Raw genomic sequence first — 18,955 nt, forward strand, 5'->3', positions numbered from 1 at the left:
GTCACTGCTGTCCTCCGTGGATGTCGTACCCGTCCAGCCACACGCCGTCGGACAGCCAGTGCGCCGCGAGCCCCGCCCGCTGCCGCACGTCGTCCATCCGCTCACCGAGCAGCGTCACGTGGCCGATCTTGCGCCCCGGCCGCTCCGCCTTGCCGTACAGGTGCACGTGCGCGTCGGGGAACCGGGCGAACAGGTGGTGCAGCCGCTCGTCCGGCCCCATCTCGGGCGCGTCCGCCGCGCCGAGGACGTTCGCCATGACGACGGCGGGCGCGACGAGGTCCGTCGCGCCGAGCGGGTAGTCCAGCACGGCCCGCAGGTGCTGCTCGAACTGCGAGGTGCGGGCGCCCTCGATGGTCCAGTGACCGGAGTTGTGGGGTCGCATGGCGAGCTCGTTGACGACCAGCCCGCCGTCGGTCTCGAACAGCTCCACGGCCAGCAGCCCGACCACGTCCAGCTCGGCGGCGATCTTCAGCGCCAGCTCCTGCGCCTGCTCGGCGAGCGCCGGGTCCACGTCCGGGGCGGGCGCCAGCACCTCGACGCAGATGCCCTCCCGCTGCACGGTCTGCACCAGCGGCCACGCCGCGCCCTGGCCGAACGGGGAGCGCGCGACCAGCGCGGCCAGCTCCCGGCGCATCGGCACGCACTGCTCGACCATCAACGGCGTGCCGGCGGCCAGCAGCTCGGGCACGACCCGCTGCGCGCTCTGCGGCGTGTTGAGCATCCACACACCGCGGCCGTCGTAACCGCCGCGCACCGCCTTCAGCACGCACGGCCAGCCGTGCTCGGCGCCGAACCTGAGCACGTCCGACGCGTCCAGCACGGCGGTGAACGGCGGCACGGGCGCGCCCGTCGCCGCCAGCCGCTCGCGCATGACCAGCTTGTCCTGCGCGTGCACCAGGGCGTCGGGTCCGGGGAGCACCTTCACGCCGTCGGCGACCAGCGCGTGCAGGTGCTCCTGCGGCACGTGCTCGTGGTCGAACGTGATGACGTCGCACGACTTGGCGAACGCGCGCAACGCGTCCAGGTCGGTGTGCTTGCCCAGTTCCACGTCGCGCGCGACGAGCGCGGCCGGGTCGGAGTCCGACTCGGCGAGCACCCGCAGCGACTGGCCGAGCGGGATGGCGGCCTGGTGCGTCATGCGGGCGAGCTGGCCGCCGCCGATCATGCCGACGACGGGGAGACGGGTTCGGGAGTCCACGGTTTCGTGATTCTACCTGCACAAACACCGTGCTCCGGACCGGGTGCGGAAGCCCCGCGCGCCCCGAGGCGCGCGGGACCCCCACGGCAGGGCCGCCGCCGGGTGGAGGCGGCGAGCCCGGTCGGTGGCGACGCCCGGATCAGACCCGGCGGGTCCGGCTCACCCGCGCGAAGGCCAGCGCGAACAGGGCGGCGGCGAGCACGGCGAAGATCGCGAACTCGTACAGCTGGAACGCGCCGAACCGCTCCGCCGGGTGGTAGTCGGTGAAGAACCGCACGTCGCTGTCCTCCATGCACTTCACGTAGGCCGCGCTGTCCTGGATGTCCGCGCACGTCCCCGGGAACGGGATCTCGTTGCCCGCCGCGTCGGCGAAACCGCTGTTCACCGTCCACGAATCCGGGGCCGGACCGTCCCACGAGCTCTGGTAGGCGTCGTACGACTCCACCACGCGCACCGGGTCCTGGAAGTACGGCCGCCACAGCCCCATCACGAGGCCGCGCACCGCGATGAACGAGCCGAGGGCGAGCCCCATCGACAGGACCGTGCGCCGGGTGACCGCGCTGAGCGCCAGGCCGAGCGCGAAGCCGAACGCCGAGTACCCGGCCTGCATCAACGGCGTCACGTCGAACGCGGGCGGCTCGAACGGGCCGAACGGGAGGTACCGGCTCGAGACGGCGTTGACGCTGTTCATCAGCTTGATCGAGGCCAGCCCGAGGCCGACGGACAGGACCACCGCGGGCACGCCGAGCAGCACGACCTTGCCGGTCAGCCAGCGGGCCGGGGTGACGTCCTGGCTCCACACCACGAGGTGCGTGCGCTGCTCGTACTCGCGCGACAGCAGCGGCGCGGCCCAGAACACGGCGACGGCCAGGCCGATCGTCATCGGCGCCAGCAGCAGCACCTGGGCGACGCCGAGGATCCGCCAGCGGCCGAACAGCTCGCCCGCCCGGCCGGCGGCGTCGACGTGCCAGGCGATGCCGAGCGCCGCCACGACGGCCAGCAGGACGGCGACGAGCAGGCCGACGATCGCCCACCGGTGCTGCCGCCAGGTCAGCCACGCCAGGTCACCCCACCCGATGCGAGCGCGTCGGGTCGCGGGCGCGGCTCCGGGAACGGCGTCGGTCGCGGTGGCGGTCATCCGCGGGCCCCCTTCCGGGTGGCTTCGAGCTGGGCGAGCACGTAGTCCTCCAACGTCGGCGGGCGCTCGACCCACGGGCCCGCCACCACCGGCCGCGGCTGCCCCTCGGGCAGCTCGACCAGGAACGTCGACTGGTTGCCGGTGTGCCGCGCCTCCACGATCCCGCCCAGCGCGGGCGGCACGTCCGAGCGCGGACCGGTGTAGCTGACGTGCCGTTCGAGCAGCTCGTCCAGGTCGCCACCGGCCAGCAGCCGGCCGTGGGCGAGCAGCAGCAGGTAGTCGGCGACGCCGGACAGCTCGGCCACCACGTGCGTGGACAGCAGCACGGTCATGCCGGTCTCGCCGACCTCGCCCAGCAGCTCGGCGGTCACCTCGCGACGGGCCAGCGGGTCGAGGTCGGCCAGCGGCTCGTCCAGCATGAGCACGTCCGGTCGCGAGCCGATGGCCAGCGCGAACGCCACCTGCGACGCCTGGCCGCCGGACAGCTTGCCGCACGCCCGGTCCAGCGGGACCTCGAAGCGGGCCAGCCAGCGGCGGGCGCGCGCCTCGTCCCAGACGACGTTGAGCCGCGCGCCGAGGCGCAGCATGTCGGCCGCCGTGAAGTGCCGGTAGACCGGCTTCTCCTGCGACACGAACGCCACCCGGCCCGCCGCGCCCGCCGACCCCTCGTCGGCGTCGAGGAGTCCGGCCAGGACGGTCATCAACGTCGTCTTGCCGGCGCCGTTCGCGCCGACCAGTGCCGCCACGCGGCCCGCGGGCAGCTCGAACGTGCACTCGCGCAACGCCCACTTGGAACGGTAGCGCTTGCCGAGCGCCTGCGCGCGCAGCGCCACCCCGGCCCCTCCGGTGGACTCGACCGCGGTGCTCACCGGATCGCCACCCCCTCCCCTGCCGTTGCCTGGTCGTCGTTGCCGTCGGCGGCGAGGACCGAGCGCACCAGCGCGTCGACGTCCTCGTCGTCCAACCCCGCCGCACGGGCCTCGCGGACCCACGCGGCGAGCCGCGTTCTCAGCGCTTCCATCACCCTGGGGTCGGTCGAGCCGAGACCGGCCTTGACGAACGTCCCCGAGCCCTGACGCCCCTCGACCAGGCCGGACAGCTCCAGTTCGCGGTAGGCCTTGAGCACCGTGTTCGCGTTCACACCACTCCTCGCGACGACGTCGCGGACGGTCGGCAGCCGGTCTCCCGGCCCCAGCCAGCCCAGGCGCAGCGCCTCCCGCACCTGGCGCACGAGCTGGAGGTATGCGGGGAGGCCGCTGGACCGGTCGATGCGGAACTCCACCCGGCGCCTCCGAATTGTGTCACTCGACTAAGACACTGGCACACCGTCCACGAAACGCCCGGGAGTTGTCAAGGGGGTCACCCGCGCGCCCACCGCGCCGCGCACGGTGGGGTGTCGCACATCCCCCGTCCGTGACCGGCACGGCGCCGGAACCGACCGGACCGGGTTGTTCATCACCACCATGGTTGTTCTCGCCGCTCGAAGATCCCCGTCGGCGCTTCTACTGGACGGCGCACCTGATCCGAGCCCGGAAGGAATGCGAATGAAGTTCGGACGAATCCTCGCCGCCGTCGTCGCGGCCGCCTCGGCGCTGCTCGTCGCACCGATCGCCGATGCCGCCCAGCCCGACACGCGACAGGACGAGTGGGTGATCGAGAGCTACACCCGGCCGGGTGATGTGTGGGACCAGACCAACTGGGCGTGGGACCCCGACTACCCGGTCATCCCCCACCCGTACCACGGAGAGGACAACCAGAAGTGGTTCATCTCCGATGACAACACCATCACCGACAAGCGGTACGGGTGGTGCGTCACCGCGATCGGCGACAAGGTCGCGGGCCGGGACTGCGAGGGCGCCGACAGCCAGCGGTGGGTGGGCGCGTCCTACGACGACTACCACACCTGGTTGTTCGAACTGAGGGACACCGGCCTCTGCATCACGCACAACGGCGTCTACAAGGAACTGATCCTCACGGCGTGCGACCCGGAGCGCTCCGACCAGCGCTGGGAGATCCACAAGTAACCGGACGGGAGTGAGGAGCCCGGCGCGCCGGGGAGGCAGGCGCCGGGCTCCTGGGGGGGGAGGGGTGCGCCGGACGCCGGACAGGGGTTCGGCGCCCGGTGTCTCAGCGGCCGAGCCCGGCGATCAGCGCCAGGGCGTCCTCGCAGGTCGGGGGCAGTTCCTCCAGCCAGACCTCGACCGGGCCGGTCGGCGCGACGTGCGGGTCCACGGCCAGCCGGTCCGCGGTGAGCACGCGCAGGTTGCCCACGGCCCGTGCCAGGTGCCGGTCGCGGCGGAGCAGCACGCACGCCACCGAGGACCCGATCGAGGCCACCGTCTCACCGCCGTCGAACACCTCCTTCAGCGCGTCGGCCAGCAGGGTCATCGCCACCACGCGGGACCACCCGGACGTGCGGGTCAGGTCGAGCCCCACGAACACCAGCACGTGCTCCCGGCGACCGGACGCCCGTGCCTCCCCGTACACCTCGCGCAGCCTCGTGCGCAGGTACGCGCACGTGGCCAGGCCGGTCAGCGGGTCCTCCGCGGCGCAGGTCGACGCGCGCGTGCTCATCACCTCGCCCCACCCCAGCGCGGTGGACCGCAGCATCGGCGCCGGGACCGCGTCCGCGCTCGGCGACACGATCCCCGTCGACCCCGGCGGCTCCGCCAGGACCGCGTGCAGCGCCGCCAGGTCGAGCAGCGTCTCCCCCAGCTCGGCGCCCGCCTCGGCACGGGCCGCGCCGAGCCGGTACAGCGCCGCGTCCGCCGCGTCCTCGTCCTCCTCCAGCACCGCCCGGCAGACGTCGTCCACCTCTGCCAACGGCCAGTCCGCCGGGAACGCCCAGCCCGCGGCCATCGTGGCGGTGCGCCACCTCGACCGCAGTGCCCGCGACCCGTCAGCGCCGGAGCGCCGTGTGACCGCTTCCCGAACACCCACCCGGATGCCTCCTCGACGTCGGTTCCACCTACGAGACGTCGCCGCGCTTCAGCCATGACGGCAATAACTCCACCCAGTCGGGGGGTTCCGGGTGACGGTGTGCGACTCCGTACGTCACACTGGCGCCGCGCGAGGAGGGAAGAACACGTGGCGACCGTTCCTGCCGAAGTCCAGGGACCCGGCGACGCGGAGCTGATCGACTCCGTTCGCGCGGGGGACACCGAGGCCTACGGGCAGCTCTACGAACGCCACGTGTCCGCCGCGTACAACCTGGCCCGCCAGCTCGCCAGGTCGTCCGCCGAGGCCGACGACCTGGTCTCCGACGCGTTCGCGAAGGTCCTCGACGCGCTGCGGGCAGGCCGCGGGCCCGACTCGGCGTTCCGCGCCTACCTGCTCACCGCGCTGCGCCACACCGCCTACGACAAGACTCGCCGGGACCGCAAGCTCGAACTGGCCGACGACGTGGCCGAGGTCGCGCCCGAGGCGACCAGCGTGCCGTTCAAGGACACCGCCGTGGCCGGGTTGGAGCGGTCGATGGCGGCGCGGGCGTTCGCCCGGCTGCCCGAGCGCTGGCAGACCGTGCTGTGGCACACCGAGATCGAGGGCCAGTCGCCCGCCGAGGTCGCGCCGCTGCTCGGCCTGACCGCCAACGGCGTGTCCGCCCTGGCCTACCGCGCCCGCGAGGGCCTCAAGCAGGCCTACCTCCAGGTGCACCTGGCCGAGACGCAGACCGAGCGCTGCCGCGCCACCGTGGAGCGGCTCGGCGCGTGGACGCGCGGCGGGCTGTCCAAGCGGGAGACCACGCAGGTCGAGGCTCACCTGGACGAGTGCACGGGCTCCTGCCGGGCGCTGGCCGCCGAGCTGGCCGACGTCAACGGCGCGCTGCGCGGGATCATCGCCCCGCTGGTGCTCGGCGTCGGCGCGTCCGGCTACCTCGCCGCGGCCGGCGCGGGCACCGCCAAGGCGGTCACGGTCGCCGCCGCCGCGGGCACGGGTGGCGCGGCCGGAGCCGCCGCGTCCGTGCCGCGCCAGTTCTTCGTGGCCGCCGCCTCGGCCGCCGCCCTGGTGGTCGCGGTGGCGATCGCCTGGCGTCGGGCGGCGAGCAGGAGGTGCCCGCCGCGCAGACCGCGCCGGTGGCCACCACCCGACCCGCCCAGCCGACGCGGCCGGCGCAGCCGCCGGCGTCCGACCCGCCGCCCGCCACCGTGCCGTCGCCGTCGCCGGCCCCCGCGACGACCACCGAGCCGACGACCACCGAACCCACGACCGCCCCGACCTCGGACCCCACGACGACATCACGGGCCGAACCGGCGCCCGAACCCGCGCCCGAGCCGCCGCCTCCCCCGACGCCGCCGAACTTCGTGCCGGTGGTGCCGAGCGGGTTCGTGCTGACCCCCGGCGAGGACCCGGTCGACCTGCCGATCACCGTGCGCAACTCCGGTGAGTCGGGGTCCGAGCCGGCCAGCGCCGTGCTCGCCCTGCCGCCCGGCGTCCGGTCCGTCGGCCCCGCCTCGTCCTTCGCGGGCGGGCGGCTCCTGCGCCTGGACGGCGCGGCCGACCAGACCGTCGCCTGCCCGGCGGGCACCGGCGCGGTGACGTGCGCCACCACGCAGGGCATCGCGCCCGGCGGCACGGCGACGTTCGTGTTCCGCGTGCAGGCCGACCCGGAGGCGGTGACCGGCCTGATCACCGGCACGGTCAGCGCGGGCGTGTCCCTGAGCGTGGCGATCGCGGTCGACGTGGAGGTGCGCCCGGCGCGGGACGACCTGGAGCTGCTGGTCCACAAGTGGCAGCACGGGTTCTGGGACCCGAGGCTGGACGTCCAGGTCACCAACACCGGCGGCCGGGCGGGCGGGCTGCGCCTGGTCGTGGAGGCCGACGAGCACATCGCGCTGGTCACGCTGTGGCCCGGCTGCGAGCGCTCCTGGAGCCGGGTGGTGTGCGAGGTGCCGCTGGCGCGCGGCGCGTCGTTCCGGCTGGCCGTCTGGGCGATCGGGTCACCGCACCGCGGCGGCGCGGTCCGGGTCTCGGCGACCCTCGGCGACGCCTCCGAGCAGGTCGAGGTGCCGCTCTCCCCGCGTCCCGGCGAACCGCACCAGCCGGAGCCGCCGGTCGACACGCCGCCGACCACCACGCGTGCGACGCCGCCGACCACCACCACCGGCCCGACCACGCCGACGACCACGCCACCACCGACGACGGTTCCGACCGGCCCGACGACCACCCCGACCGAGCCGTCCACCGAGCCTCCCCCGCCGGTCACGACCACGCGCACCTCGGACCCGACGACCGCGCCGACCACGACCACGCCGCCGCCCGCCCGAGACGAGCCGTGCCGCCCGCTGCTGCCCTGGTTGCCGCCGCTGGTGGACGACCTGTTCCCCGGGCACTGCCGCACCCCTTCGTGACCGTCCGATCACGCGGGTGGGTAGCCTGCCCCGGTGCTGCCACTCGTGCGCAGGGTCTTGGGGCTCCTGCCGGAACCGATCCGCTTCCTGATCAACAAGCACCGTGAGCTGATCCGGTTCGCCGTGGTCGGCGGCACGACGTTCCTGATCGACAACGGCGTCTGGTACGCCCTGAAGCTGACCGTGCTGGCGGACAAGGTCGTCACCGCGAAGGCCATCGCGGTGCTGGTGGCGGTCATCTCGTCCTACGTGCTCAGCCGCGAGTGGTCGTTCCACACCCGCGGCGGCCGCGAGCGGCACCACGAGGCCGCGCTGTTCTTCCTCGTCAGCGGCATCGGCATCGGCGTGAACCTGCTGCCGCTGTACGTCTCGCGGCACGTGTTCGACCTGCACTCGGAGGTCGCCGACTTCGCCGCCGGCTCGGTGATCGGCATGCTCCTGGCCACCGGCTTCAAGTACTGGGCGATGCGGAAGTTCGTCTTCCCCCAGGCCGACGCGCGGCCGTCGGTCCAGCCGCTGCACCCCGTGACCGAAACCCGCGAAGTCGCCTGAACAGGCCTTTCACCCGGCTTTCCGTAGACTGCCCGGGTGTCCGCAGTCGAGAACGTCGTCCTCCGCCTGCCCGAACCGCTGCGCTCCCTGGCGCTCAAGCACCGGGAGCTGCTGAAGTTCGCGGTGGTCGGCGGCACCTGCTTCGTGATCGACACGGTGCTCTTCTTCGGGCTCAAGACGCTCGTGCTGAGCGAGAACCCGGTCACCGCGAAGATCGTGGCGACGCTGGTGGCCACGATCGTGTCGTACGTGCTCAACCGCGAGTGGTCGTTCAAGACCAGGGGCGGCCGTGAGCGCCACCACGAGGCCGCGCTGTTCTTCCTCGTCAACGGCATCGGCATCGCGCTCAACTCGCTGCCGCTGTGGGTGTCGCGGTACCTGCTGCACTTCCAGGAGCCGCACGTGAGCCGGATCGGCGAGGAGGTCGCCGACTTCCTCAGCGCGCAGGTCGTCGGCACCCTGATCGCGATGGTGTTCCGCTGGTGGGGCTACAAGAAGTGGGTCTTCCCCGAGGCGGACTTCCGGCCGCGTCGCGTGACGCGGGCCTACGACCGCCCGAAGCAGGACGAGCAGCCGCCCGGCCACCCCTGACCGGCGGTCAGCGGCCGGCGGCCAGCACCTCCAGCGCCGTGTCGTGCAGGTGCCCGTTGCTGGTCAGCACGCTGCCGCCGGTGAAGCTCGCCGCGCCGCCCAGGTCGGTGAACCGGCCACCGGCCTCCGTGACCAGGACCTGGAACGGGGCCACGTCCCAGGCGTTCACGATCGGCTCCGCGGCCAGGTCGATCGCGCCCTCCGCGACCAGGCAGTGCTGCCAGAAGTCGCCGAACGCCCGGTTCTCCCAGCACGCGTCGACCAGCGCCAGGTACGCCTCGCGCGAGTGGTGCTCGACCCACGTGCCCAGGTGGGTGGTGGACAGGTAGGCGTCGGACAGGTCGCGCACCGCCGACACCGAGATCTCCCGCACCCCCGACGCGTCCGACGTGTGCGCGCCGCCGCCCGCCGCGGCCCACCACCGGCGGCCCAACGCGGGCGCGCTCACCACGCCGACCACCGGCACGCCGTCCACGACCAGCGCGATCAGGGTCGCCCAGACGGGTACACCGCGCAGGAAGTTCTTGGTGCCGTCGATCGGGTCGAGCACCCAGGCCCGGCCGTCGCCCGCCGTGCCGCCGCGCTCCTCGCCGGCGACCTGGTCGGCCGGCGCCTCGACCGCGAGCACCGCGCGGATCGCGTCCTCGACCGCCACGTCGGCGTCCGTCACCGGTGTGCGGTCGGGTTTGCGCTCCACCACGAGGTCGCGCGCGCGGAACCGGGCGGTGGTGATCTTGTCGGCCTCGTCCGCCAGTCGGAGGGCCAGGGACAGATCTGCGCGAAGGTCGGACACGCACGCGATCGTGCCACGCCTACGCTGGGTGGTGTGAGCGTGGTCTTGTTGGCCGAGGACGACCCGGCGATCGCCGAACCGCTGTCCCGCGCGTTGCAGCGGGAGGGCTACCAGGTGCAGGTCGTCACCGACGGTCCGAGCGCCTTGGAGGCCGCCGCGCACAGCGGCATCGACCTGCTGGTGCTCGACCTCGGCCTGCCCGGGATGGACGGGCTGGAGGTGTGCCGCCGGCTGCGCGCGGGCGGGCGCGGCCTGCCCGTGCTGATGCTCACCGCGCGCTCCGACGAGGTCGACTTCGTCGTGGGCCTGGACGCGGGCGCGGACGACTACGTGGCCAAGCCGTTCCGGCTGGCCGAGCTGATGGCCCGCATCCGCGCCCTGCTCCGCCGCCGCGCGCCCGGCACGCTGGAGGTCAACGGCGTGCGCATGGACCTCGCCGCCCGGCGCGTCACCGTGGACGGGTTGGAGGTGCAGCTGGCGAACAAGGAGTTCGAGCTGCTGCGCGTGCTGATCCAGCGCGCGGGCCAGGTGGTGCACCGCGACGAGATCCTGTCCGAGGTCTGGAACGACCCGGAGCTCAAGAGCAGCAAGACCCTCGACATGCACATGTCGTGGCTGCGCCGGAAGCTCGGCGACGTGCGCTCGGTGGAGCGGCGCATCGCCACCGTCCGCGGTGTCGGCTTCCGCTTCAACACCGCGGACTGATGCGCAGCCGGATCCTGCGGGCCATCCTGCTCGCCGTCGCGGTCACCGGGTTCGTGCTCGGCCTGCCGCTCGGCTACACGGCGCTGCGGCTGGTGGAGGACGGCGCCCGGACCGACCTGGCGGCGCGGGCCCAGCGGATAGCGGCGTCCATCGACGACCAGATCGCCGGCGGCCGGGAGATCGACCTGGGGCCGGTGGAGGTCGGCGTGCCGGAGGGCGGCCACCTCGTGGTCAGGTCGGCCACCGCGGTCCGCGAGTTCGGCCACCAGCCCGGCGTGGACCCGTTGTCGGTGGAGGTGCCGATCGCGCAGCAGGGCACCGTGCGGCTGGAGGTGTCGTCCGCGCCGATGCGCACGGCGCAGTACCAGGTGGCGGCGCTGGTGGTGCTGCTGGTCGTGCTGTCGGTGAGCACCGGCACGGTGGTGGCCACGGTCACCGCCCGCCGGCTCGCCCAGCCGTTGCGGCACGTGGCGGCGCGCGCGGCCCGGTTGGGCGCCGGCGACTTCCGGCGGGACGACCGGCGGCACGGCGTGCCGGAGCTGGACCTGGTGGCCGAGGCGCTGGACCGGTCGGCGGGCGCGTTGGCGCAGCTCGTGCAGCGGGAGCGGGAGCTGGTCGGCGACGTCTCGCACCAGCTGCGCAGCAGGCTGACCGCGTTGCAGCTGCGGTTGGAGGCGTTGTCGCTGCACCCGGAGCCGGACACGGCGGTCGAGGCGCGGGCCGCGTTGGAGCAGGCCGAACGGCTGGCCGAGGTGCTCAACGAGATGCTGGCCGCGGCACGGGCCGCCCGCGCGGTCGGCGCGGAACCGCTCGACCTCCGCACGGAGTTGACGGCCATCGCCGAGGAGTGGCGCGAGCCGCTGCGGCGGGCCGGGCGCGCGCTGCGGGTGCGGGTGCCGGAGGGCCTGCTGGCGCGTGCCACGCCCGCACGGCTGCGTGAGGCGATCGGCGTGCTGCTGGACAACGCGCTGCGGCACGGTGAAGGCCCGGTCGTCGTCTCCGCGCGCAGCGACGACGGCACGGTGGTCGTGGAGGTGGCCGACGGCGGCGCGGGCGTGCCGGACGAGTTGGCGCACCACATCTTCGAGCGCGGTGTGTCCGGCGGCGGGTCCACCGGGGTGGGGCTGGCGCTGGCGCGGGCCCTGGTGGACGCCGACGGCGGGCGGCTGGAGCTGTCGACCGCCCGGCCGGCGACGTTCGCGCTGTTCCTGCCCGTGCCGAAGGCGGAGGACGTGGTCGGCGTGACCTGGCGGACCGACCTCACGCCTCGCTAGGCGCGGCTTCCCGGGGCTTCGCTTCCCCGGCCCCTGCCTCCTGCGGCTGCGCGGGTTCGACCGCCTGGTCCTCGGGCCGCCGGGGCAGCACGCCGACCGCGCCGCGCACGACCTGCGCCCACACCAGGCGGCCGAACAGGTAGTGGCAGGCGACGTCCTCGCTGGTGAACGCGGCCCAGTCGTACCGGTTTCCCTGCTCGCGCCAGAAGACCTCGACACCCTCGTCGGTCGGCAGCAGGCACCACGTGTTGTCGGCCTCCGCGCCGATCGACACGACCTCGGCCGGCACGCCGACCGCCAGCAGCCAGCCCTGGATCGACTCCGCGTTCATGCCATCTCCTCCAGGTAGCCCAGCGCGACCAGGTCGGCGACCGGGTAGGTGGCGCGGAAGCGGACGCCCCCGCCGGGCTGGCCGAACCACTCGGCGGACAGGGTGAACCACACCGGCAGCACCTGGACCACGCGGTAGCGGTGGTAGCCCGCAGCCACCAGCGCGGGCGGCAGGGAGCGCTCGGCGTAGGCGGTGCCGAGCTGGGACAGCACCCGGCCCTCCGGCCCGCCGAACCGGTCCAGCTCGACGCCGACCGCGAGCACGCCGGGCTGGCCCGCCTCGTAGCCGCCCTCGGGGAACAGCTCGCCGGGCGGCCAGGCGTACTCGGGCGGGTCGGCGCGGACCAGGAACCGGCGGTCCCAGTCGCGTTCGTGCAGGCCCGCCAACGCGTCGTAGCCCTCCAGCAGCACGGGATCGGGCGCGACACCGGGCGTGAGGGCCAGGCGGGGCCGGTTGACCGCGGGCACCGGGTCGGTCGACACCGGACCGGTCAGCTCCGCGCCGGAGAGCCGCGACCGCAGCGCGTCCTGGCTCACCGCGCGCAGGTCGAGGCCGAACCGGGCGGAGGCGTCCACCAGGTGGCCGTCGGGGTGGCCCTGCGGCTCGAAGCGCAGGCCCGCCGCGAACGTCTCGTCCTCCGACGGCGGCGGCAGCTGGCGCGCGGGCGCCGTGCTCGGTGGCGGGAGCGTGCCGCCGGGGAACATGTGCAGCAGGAACAAGGCCGCCGCTTCGGTGGTCGGCTGCGCGGTCCGCGCGGCCGGCACCCGCGCGGCGGGCGGGGTGTCGTCCGGTTCGGTCGGCAGGAGCGCGGACGTGGTCCCGGTCGGGAGCGGCGGCGCGGTGGTGTCGCGACCGCCGAGCGGGACGGGGACGATCGCGAACGCGAGGTCGCCGTCCCGCACCTGCTCCCCGACGGCGGCCAAGGCGTCCTTGAGGTCCTTCTGGACGTCCTTGAGCTCGGGCTTGGCCGAGCCGTCGGCCTTCGCCTGCGCCTCGTTCTTCGGCTGACCCTCGCCCTTCGGCTGGGCCTCGGCCTTGGCCTGGCCCTCGGCCTTCGCGGCGGCTTCGCCCTTGGCCGGCGCGCCCTGGTTCTGGTTCTGGCCCTGGCCCGCTTGCCCCTGGCCGGAGCCCGACTGGCCTTGCGCCTGACCCTGACCCGCCGGGCCCTGGCCGGGCTGCGGCTGACCGGGTTGGGACTGACCGGGTTGGGGCTGGCCCGGTTGCGGCTGACCGGGCTGGGGCTGGACGGCTTGGGCGGCCCGCGCCTCGGCCTTCGCCGCCGGCGATCCCGCCTGCGCGGCCTGCTGGCCCGGGGCCTGGGTGTTCGCGGCGGCGTTCGCGGCCGGGCCCTGCGCGACGGCTGCGGCTGCCGCTGCCGCCGGAGCCGCCGAGGGAGCGCCGCCGACGGACGGACCGCTGAACGACGGTCCCTGCGGCCCGGCCTGGTTCGCGGCCGGGGCCGCGGGCTGGCCCGCGGCGTGCGGCGCTTCGGCGTGCGGGAGCAGCGGACGGTCCAGGACCGCCGCCGCCGACTGGGTGACCGTGCCCTCCGGGCGGGTCACCGCGTCCACGACCGGCCCCGCGGCGCCGAGCACGGGGTTCACCACGTTGCCGACCAGGTTGCCGACCGCGTTGCCCTGACCGGGCACGGCGCCGGACCGGTCGGGGCCGTTGTCCTGGCCCGGGGTCACGGCGCCGGCCAGGCCCTGGGCCGTGTCCGCCGCGCCCTGGACGGTGCGGCCCACGGTGTCGTCCACCGCGCCGCCGGCGGTGTGGACGGCCTCGCCCGCCTTGTCCAACACCGGTTCCACCACGGCGGCGAGCGGCGGCGCGACGGTCTCCACGAGCCCGACGACCGGCTCGGTCACCACGTTCACCGTGTCGGTCACCACGCCGAGGAGACCACCGACCGGACCGGTCGCCTGGCCGTTGCCCGGAGCCGCGCCGGCGCCACCGACCGGCGGTCCTCCGGCGGACCCGGGCGGCTGGGCGCCCGGAGCAGCGCCCTCGGACCCGCCGGGCAGCAGACCGTCGAGCAGACCCCGCCCGCCGCCCGCAGGCAGACCGCCCTGGGGCTGACCGGCGCCGGGACCCTGACCCGGGCCCGCGTCGGGCGCGTGCACGCCGGGGTTGGCGGCGACCGGGGGCTGGTGCCCGCCGATCTGCACGCCGCTGTCCAACCGCACCGCGCTGGTCAGCGCGTCGGTCAGGTGGGCGACGTTCGCCGCCGCGCCGCGCACCGCCGCGTCCAGCCCCAGCAACGCGGTCGGGTGCCCGGCGTTCGCGGCCTGCTGCGCGGCGTCGTTGTTCTTCGCCAGGTTCACCAGCTCGCGCACCAGCTCGACCTTGGCCGCGCCGATCTGCTCGGCCGCGTGGTCCAACCGGTCGGCGGCGGCGTGGCAGCCGCGCAGCACGGAGTTCAGCGTGCCGTCCGGCGCGGTGAACTTGTTCCAGTGCCCTCGGGCCGCGTCACCGGTCGACCCGGTCATCGCGGTCAGCGCCTTGCCCGCGGACCCGTCGGACTCCCCCGCCAACGTGGACAGCTTCGTGCCCGCCTCGCGCCACGCGGTGGCGGACGCGCGCAGCTTGTCCTCGTCGGCCTGGGGCCACGACACCCCCGCTTTCGCGGCGACCTCGGCCAACTCGGCCGGCAGCTCGATCCCCATCACGGCCCCCTGAGTCAGATCGCGCCGAGCGCGGTGCGGTTGCCCTCTTCGACTTCGCGGTACGTGCGGGCCGTGTCGGCGAAGCGCTCGCCGACACCGCCGAACCCGGCGCTCAGCCCGGTCAGCCCGGCCAGCGCCTCGCCGGACGGCCGCACGTGGCTCGCCGCGAAGCTCTGCCCGATCGCGTCACCGCCCCAGCAGTCGCCGAGCGAGCCGAGCACGCCGCCCAGCTCGCCAGCGATCTTCCCGGCCCGCTCGGCGAACGCGGCGAAGTCGTCGGCCCCCTCGGCGAGTCGGGCGAGGTCGGTCTCGAAGCCGGTCATCTCGTTCTCCTCGGAGCCTTGGCGTCGACGTCGGTCATCCACTCGCGCTGCTCGAAGTCCTCGTCGTCGGCGGCGGCGGGACGCCTCCGGGTCGGCTGCGGCGGCTGGAGCCCGTCCGCGCCGATCTCCTCCGGCCGCAGGTCGGCCGTGCCGCGCAACAACGCCTCGGGGTCCGTGCCGGGCGGCAGCACCGGGCTCAACGTCCGGTAGGCGCCCTCGGCGGCCCTGGCCACGGCTTCCCGCGTGGTGCCCACGATCAGCTGGGCGAGCTGCGCCGGCCGCAGCCGGTACGCGTCGTCGCGCAGCTCCAGGTCGGTGAGCGTGCCCCTGGCGTCGACCACGGCGGTCACCGAGCCGTCGGGACTGGTGGCCGAACCGGAGATCCGGGCCAGGTCGCGCTGCACGGACGCCAACTGGTCGCGGCTGCGCCGGTAGTCGGCCAGCAACTCGTCCACCTGGGCGCGGTGATCGGTCGTCACGGCCACCTCCGGTCTTCAGCCGTCGCCGGGCATGGTCGTCGGTCGCGCGTTGGACGTTACGACCCCGACCCCGGTTCCCGACCGCTCCGACGAAATCCCGCTGCGCACGGCGCGGTGCACCGTCCGGGCCAACGCCGAGCCGATCACCGACCGCGGCCCGCCGTAGGGCTCGACCGGGCCGTCCAGCGGGCACAGCAGCACGACCGCGTCGGTGACCGTCCCGGTGCCCGGCACGTCCTCCTCCCCCAACGCCTGCGCCTTGGCCTCGGCGACGGTCGCGACCGCGTTCACCAGAGCCGCGTCCGCCAGCCGAACCGGCAGCACGCACACCGCGTTGATGGTGCCGACGCCCGGCAGTTCCCCGGCGGTCGCGCCGACGGGCGGTCCGGCGGCCCACGTGGGGTGCGCGCCGATCCCGGTCGTCACCCAGGACCGCACGCCGCCGTCGGCCTCCAGCACCACGTCCCGCACGTCGACGGCGGTGAGCAGCCCGGTGCCGGGGCCGCCCAACCCCAGGTCGGCCGCGATCTCGGCGACGTGCGCGTCCGGGTCGGGGCGGGCGTAGTCCTTGGGCACGGTCGCGTTCAACGCCCAGTGCCGCACGCCGAGCCCGCCGCCGTGCGGGCCGGACGAGATCGCCAGCACCGGCTTCGACAGCCGCCACACCAGGACGCCGGGGTGCCGTTCGATCACGGCGCGAGCCGCACGAGCGCCCGGTTCGCGCCCCGGCGCTCCACCAGCTCGAACCCCGCGTCGGTGAACATGCCCAGCGTGCCGTGGTAGAGGTCGCCGGAGGTCTTCTTCGCGCCGCCGGTGTCCACGGGGTAGCCCTCGACGGACCGCGCGCCGTGCTCCCGCGCGTACCCGACGGCGTGCTCCAGCAGCACCGCGCCCAAACCGCGACGGCGTGCCGCGCGGTGGATGAAGAAGCACGTCACCGACCACACGTCGGTCGAGTCGCCGGGCGGGTCCCCGGCCGCCGGCGCGGCCACCTGGGCGCGCGCCAACCTCGGGTAGCCCGGCCGGGGCGCGACCGCGACCCACCCGACCGGCCGATCGTCGTCGTCGATCGCCACCAACCCGACCGGGACACCGGACCGGACGCGGGAGCGCAGCAGCTCCTTGTTGCCCGCCGAACCGTTGGCCCGCACCTCGGCGTTGGTCTGGAAGAACCAGGTGCACCAGCACCCGCCCTGCGCGCCGTTGGGCCCGAACAGCTCCTCCAGCGACGGCCAGGTCCCCGGTGTCAGCTCGACCACCCGCACCGCACTACCCCCGCAACGCCCGGACCACCCGCGACGGGCTCGGCCGGCCGAGCCGCTCGGCCATCCACGCGCTGGTGTCGGCGAGCTTGTCCAGGTCGACGCCGTGCTCGACGCCCAGCCCGTCCAGCATCCACACCAGGTCCTCGGTCGCCAGGTTGCCGGTCGCGGACTCCGCGTACGGGCAGCCGCCGAGCCCGCCCGCCGACGAGTCGATCGTGCGCACGCCCGACCGCATCGCGGCCAGCGTGTTCGCCAACGCCTGCCCGTAGGTGTCGTGGAAGTGCACGGCGAGCCGGTCGACGCCGTCGAAACCGGCCAGCAGCGCGGTCACCTGGCCCGGCGTGGCCACGCCGATCGTGTCGCCCAGCGAGAGCTGGTCGCAGCCCATGTCCAGCAGCCGCTTGCCGACGCCGACGACCTGCTCGCGCGGCACGGCGCCCTCCCACGGGTCGCCGAAGCACATCGAGACGTACCCGCGCACCGCCAGGCCCTCGGCCCTGGCCCGGGACACGACCGGCTCGAACATCGCGAACTGCTCGTCCAACGACCGGTTGAGGTTGCGCCGGGCGAAGGTCTCGGTGGCGCTGGCGAAGATCGCGACGTGGTCCACGCCCGCCCGCAGCGCCCGCTCCAGCCCGCGCTCGTTGGGCACCAGCACCGGGTAGCTCACGCCGGGGCGCTTGACCAGGCCGGCCAGCAGCTCTTCGGCGTCGGCCAACTGCGGCACCCACTTGGGGTGCACGAAGCTCGTCGCCTCCAGCACCGTGCCGCCCGCGTCGGCGAGCCGGTCCAGGAACTCCAGCTTGGTGCCGACCGGCACCACCTCGGACTCGTTCTGCAGGCCGTCGCGCGGCCCGACCTCCCAGATCGTCACGCGATCCGGCAGGCCGTCCGCGCCGACCGTGTCCGGCAGACCGACCTCACGTGCGCCCATCTGCGACCCTGTCCTCCGTCCGGTGGTCGTCGGCCGGGTTGTCGTTGATCTCCCGGTACAGCAGCGAGTGCACCTTCTCCACCCCCGGGATGTCGTCGAACTCCAACGGCTCGTCCGAGGCCGACTCGATGATCAGCGTGCCGCAGCCCAGCATCCGGTCCAGCAGGGTGTGCTCGAAGCGGACGCTGTCCACGCGGCCGAGCGGGATGTCCAGGCCGGTGCGCTTGAGCACGCCGATCCGGTACATCACGCGCTCGCTGGTGATGATGAAGTGCGTGGTGCGCCAGCGGACGAGCGGCGCCAGGGTCAGCCAGGCGACCAGCACCGCGCCGACCACCGCGAGCGCGATCCACGCCGCCGACGCCCAGCCGAAGTCGGACACCAGCACCGCGAGGTAGGCGCCGCCGCCGACCGCGACGAGGAGCACGAGCACCGGGACGACCAGCGTCTTCCAGTGCGGGTGCCGGTGGATCACGACGTGCTCTCCGGTGGTGAGCAGGTCGTCCGGGTAGGCCACGGCGGTCCTTTCGGTGGCTCGGCTCGCCTCGGGTGCGGCTCGCCTCACCGTACCCGGAGGTGCACCACGTCCCCGGCGGAAACCGAGTGGTCGTCGCCCGTGTAGTCGCGCACCACCAGCGTGCCGTCGGTCTCCAGGTACCGGGCCGTGCCGAGCAGGAACTCGCCGCCGGCCAGCTCCACCCGCACCTGGCTGCCGAGCGTCACGCAGTGCCGGCGGTACTCCTCGCGCAACGACGGCTCGTCGCCGCCCGCCCGGCGCCACCGCTCCTCCAGCGCGGCCAGCTCGCGGAGCAGCGCGATCGCCACCTCGGTGCGGTCCAGCGGTCCGGCGTGGTCCTCCAGGCTGGTCGGCCGCAGACCGCCCGCGCCGGGCTCGACGTCGTCGGGCAGCTTCGCCACGTTGACCCCGATGCCGAGGACCACCGCCTGCGCCACGCCCGCGGTCGTCTCGGCCAGCACGCCCGCCGCCTTGGCGTCGCCGACGAGGAGGTCGTTCGGCCACTTCAGGGAAGCCTCGACGCCGACACCCCGGGCCGTGCGGACCAGCGCCACGCCCGCGAGCAGCGTCACCCACGGCAGCCGGGCCGGCGGCACGTTGGTCGGGCGGAACAGCACGCTCAGGTAGAGGCCGCCGGACGGCGACGTCCAGCCCCGGCCCCGGCGCCCCTGGCCGGCCGTCTGCCGATCGGCGATGAGGACGGTGCGGTCGTGCGCGCCCCGGTTCGCCGCGTCGCGCAGGTCGTTGTTCGTGGAACCGGTCTCGGCGACGACGTCGACCGTCGCGTAGGGGCCGACGAGGGCGGCGCGGAGGGCGGTGGCATCCAAGGTCACGGCACGCA

At 74.5% G+C, this 18,955-nt stretch carries 21 protein-coding genes and 1 pseudogene; 7 read left to right on the forward strand and 15 right to left on the reverse strand.

The genetic code is table 11. The features are described from left to right. Position 1: 1 nt before the first annotated feature. The 4 genes from IOD16_RS32470 to IOD16_RS32485 all read right to left on the reverse strand — a co-directional run bounded on the left by IOD16_RS32470 (position 2) and on the right by IOD16_RS32485 (position 3,618). A complete protein-coding gene (locus tag IOD16_RS32470) occupies positions 2-1,198 on the reverse strand; it encodes a 5-(carboxyamino)imidazole ribonucleotide synthase (RefSeq protein WP_201437545.1) in 1,197 nt (398 codons plus the stop codon). 139 nt (positions 1,199-1,337) lie between these two features. Beyond that, on the reverse strand, positions 1,338-2,336 hold the full coding sequence (locus tag IOD16_RS32475; protein ID WP_201437546.1) for a hypothetical protein: 999 nt from the start codon (positions 2,334-2,336) through the stop codon (positions 1,338-1,340). After that, positions 2,333-3,205, reverse strand: a complete 873-nt coding sequence (locus tag IOD16_RS32480) for an ATP-binding cassette domain-containing protein (RefSeq protein ID WP_201437547.1) — start codon at positions 3,203-3,205, stop codon at positions 2,333-2,335. Before IOD16_RS32480 ends, IOD16_RS32475 begins: the two co-directional genes overlap by 4 nt. Beyond that, the gene (locus IOD16_RS32485; RefSeq protein ID WP_201437548.1) at positions 3,202-3,618 is read right to left on the reverse strand and encodes a GntR family transcriptional regulator; all 417 of its coding nucleotides are present in this window, start codon (positions 3,616-3,618) and stop codon (positions 3,202-3,204) included. The genes IOD16_RS32480 and IOD16_RS32485 overlap by 4 nt, the downstream gene beginning before the upstream one ends. Positions 3,619-3,880: 262 nt before the next feature. Here IOD16_RS32485 and IOD16_RS32490 point away from each other — a divergent pair, with 262 nt between their 5' ends. Further along, on the forward strand, positions 3,881-4,360 hold the full coding sequence (locus IOD16_RS32490) for a ricin-type beta-trefoil lectin domain protein (RefSeq protein ID WP_201437549.1): 480 nt from the start codon (positions 3,881-3,883) through the stop codon (positions 4,358-4,360). Between the two features lie 103 nt (positions 4,361-4,463). Here the strand turns inward: IOD16_RS32490 and IOD16_RS32495 are convergent, their stop codons facing one another. Next, positions 4,464-5,195 (reverse strand): GGDEF domain-containing protein, encoded by a 732-nt coding sequence (locus IOD16_RS32495; protein ID WP_236594516.1) that lies wholly within the window; start codon positions 5,193-5,195, stop codon positions 4,464-4,466. Between the two features lie 228 nt (positions 5,196-5,423). Here IOD16_RS32495 and IOD16_RS32500 point away from each other — a divergent pair, with 228 nt between their 5' ends. From IOD16_RS32500 to IOD16_RS32515, 4 genes are read left to right on the forward strand one after another with little or no spacing between them, the layout of a single operon-like run. Beyond that, the gene (locus tag IOD16_RS32500) at positions 5,424-6,668 is read left to right on the forward strand and encodes a sigma-70 family RNA polymerase sigma factor (RefSeq protein ID WP_201437551.1); all 1,245 of its coding nucleotides are present in this window, start codon (positions 5,424-5,426) and stop codon (positions 6,666-6,668) included. After that, entirely contained in the window at positions 6,644-7,684 is a 1,041-nt protein-coding gene (locus IOD16_RS32505; protein ID WP_201437552.1) for a hypothetical protein, read from the forward strand. The genes IOD16_RS32500 and IOD16_RS32505 overlap by 25 nt, the downstream gene beginning before the upstream one ends. A 36-nt stretch (positions 7,685-7,720) precedes the next feature. Further along, a complete protein-coding gene (locus tag IOD16_RS32510) occupies positions 7,721-8,236 on the forward strand; it encodes a GtrA family protein (RefSeq protein ID WP_201441661.1) in 516 nt (171 codons plus the stop codon). Between the two features lie 36 nt (positions 8,237-8,272). Next, on the forward strand, positions 8,273-8,827 hold the full coding sequence (locus IOD16_RS32515) for a GtrA family protein (protein ID WP_123745478.1): 555 nt from the start codon (positions 8,273-8,275) through the stop codon (positions 8,825-8,827). Positions 8,828-8,834: 7 nt separating this feature from the next. Here the strand turns inward: IOD16_RS32515 and hisN are convergent, their stop codons facing one another. After that, positions 8,835-9,620, reverse strand: a complete 786-nt coding sequence (gene hisN / locus IOD16_RS32520; protein ID WP_123745477.1) for a histidinol-phosphatase — start codon at positions 9,618-9,620, stop codon at positions 8,835-8,837. Between the two features lie 39 nt (positions 9,621-9,659). Here hisN and IOD16_RS32525 point away from each other — a divergent pair, with 39 nt between their 5' ends. Together IOD16_RS32525 and IOD16_RS32530 are read left to right on the forward strand one after the other, a co-directional pair. Next, entirely contained in the window at positions 9,660-10,325 is a 666-nt protein-coding gene (locus tag IOD16_RS32525; RefSeq protein WP_123745476.1) for a response regulator transcription factor, read from the forward strand. Next, positions 10,325-11,599, forward strand: coding sequence for an ATP-binding protein (locus tag IOD16_RS32530; RefSeq protein WP_123745475.1), 1,275 nt, complete (start codon positions 10,325-10,327; stop codon positions 11,597-11,599). The genes IOD16_RS32525 and IOD16_RS32530 overlap by 1 nt, the downstream gene beginning before the upstream one ends. An 82-nt stretch (positions 11,600-11,681) precedes the next feature. Here the strand turns inward: IOD16_RS32530 and IOD16_RS32535 are convergent. The 9 genes and pseudogenes from IOD16_RS32535 to IOD16_RS32575 all read right to left on the reverse strand — a co-directional run. Further along, positions 11,682-11,930 (reverse strand): annotated as a pseudogene (locus tag IOD16_RS32535) (hypothetical protein); the annotation flags it as partial. Continuing rightward, entirely contained in the window at positions 11,927-14,596 is a 2,670-nt protein-coding gene (locus tag IOD16_RS32540; RefSeq protein ID WP_201437553.1) for a TNT domain-containing protein, read from the reverse strand. The gene IOD16_RS32540 and the pseudogene IOD16_RS32535, both read right to left, overlap by 4 nt. Positions 14,597-14,610: 14 nt before the next feature. Beyond that, positions 14,611-14,919: a WXG100 family type VII secretion target gene (locus tag IOD16_RS32545; RefSeq protein ID WP_123745473.1), complete on the reverse strand. Its 309-nt coding sequence runs from the start codon at positions 14,917-14,919 to the stop codon at positions 14,611-14,613. Then, positions 14,916-15,398, reverse strand: a complete 483-nt coding sequence (locus tag IOD16_RS32550; protein ID WP_201437554.1) for a YbaB/EbfC family nucleoid-associated protein — start codon at positions 15,396-15,398, stop codon at positions 14,916-14,918. Before IOD16_RS32550 ends, IOD16_RS32545 begins: the two co-directional genes overlap by 4 nt. A gap of 15 nt (positions 15,399-15,413) precedes the next feature. Further along, on the reverse strand, positions 15,414-16,091 hold the full coding sequence (locus tag IOD16_RS32555) for an adenosylcobinamide amidohydrolase (protein ID WP_201437555.1): 678 nt from the start codon (positions 16,089-16,091) through the stop codon (positions 15,414-15,416). After that, positions 16,088-16,663: a GNAT family N-acetyltransferase gene (locus IOD16_RS32560; protein ID WP_201437556.1), complete on the reverse strand. Its 576-nt coding sequence runs from the start codon at positions 16,661-16,663 to the stop codon at positions 16,088-16,090. Before IOD16_RS32560 ends, IOD16_RS32555 begins: the two co-directional genes overlap by 4 nt. Positions 16,664-16,667: 4 nt before the next feature. Further along, positions 16,668-17,597, reverse strand: a complete 930-nt coding sequence (locus IOD16_RS32565) for a hydroxymethylglutaryl-CoA lyase (RefSeq protein WP_123745470.1) — start codon at positions 17,595-17,597, stop codon at positions 16,668-16,670. Then, positions 17,584-18,114 (reverse strand): PH domain-containing protein, encoded by a 531-nt coding sequence (locus IOD16_RS32570; protein WP_201437557.1) that lies wholly within the window; start codon positions 18,112-18,114, stop codon positions 17,584-17,586. The genes IOD16_RS32565 and IOD16_RS32570 overlap by 14 nt, the downstream gene beginning before the upstream one ends. Positions 18,115-18,158: 44 nt before the next feature. After that, entirely contained in the window at positions 18,159-18,947 is a 789-nt protein-coding gene (locus tag IOD16_RS32575; protein WP_236594517.1) for a biotin--[acetyl-CoA-carboxylase] ligase, read from the reverse strand. Positions 18,948-18,955: the final 8 nt, after the last annotated feature.

The sequence above is a fragment of the Saccharothrix sp. 6-C genome (assembly GCF_016695385.1).
Classification (GTDB): domain Bacteria; phylum Actinomycetota; class Actinomycetes; order Mycobacteriales; family Pseudonocardiaceae; genus Actinosynnema; species Actinosynnema texasense.

Excerpts from the sequence above, each read along its gene's own strand:
- IOD16_RS32475 (WP_201437546.1), bottom strand. The coding sequence starts at position 2,336 with ATGACCGCCACCGCGACCGACGCCGTTCCCGGAGCCGCGCCCGCGACC.
- IOD16_RS32490 (WP_201437549.1), top strand. The coding sequence starts at position 3,881 with ATGAAGTTCGGACGAATCCTCGCCGCCGTCGTCGCGGCCGCCTCGGCG.
- IOD16_RS32495 (WP_236594516.1), bottom strand. The coding sequence starts at position 5,195 with ATGGCCGCGGGCTGGGCGTTCCCGGCGGACTGGCCGTTGGCAGAGGTG.
- IOD16_RS32530 (WP_123745475.1), top strand. The coding sequence starts at position 10,325 with ATGCGCAGCCGGATCCTGCGGGCCATCCTGCTCGCCGTCGCGGTCACC.
- IOD16_RS32540 (WP_201437553.1), bottom strand. The coding sequence starts at position 14,596 with ATGGGGATCGAGCTGCCGGCCGAGTTGGCCGAGGTCGCCGCGAAAGCG.
- IOD16_RS32545 (WP_123745473.1), bottom strand. The coding sequence starts at position 14,919 with ATGACCGGCTTCGAGACCGACCTCGCCCGACTCGCCGAGGGGGCCGAC.
- IOD16_RS32565 (WP_123745470.1), bottom strand. The coding sequence starts at position 17,597 with ATGGGCGCACGTGAGGTCGGTCTGCCGGACACGGTCGGCGCGGACGGC.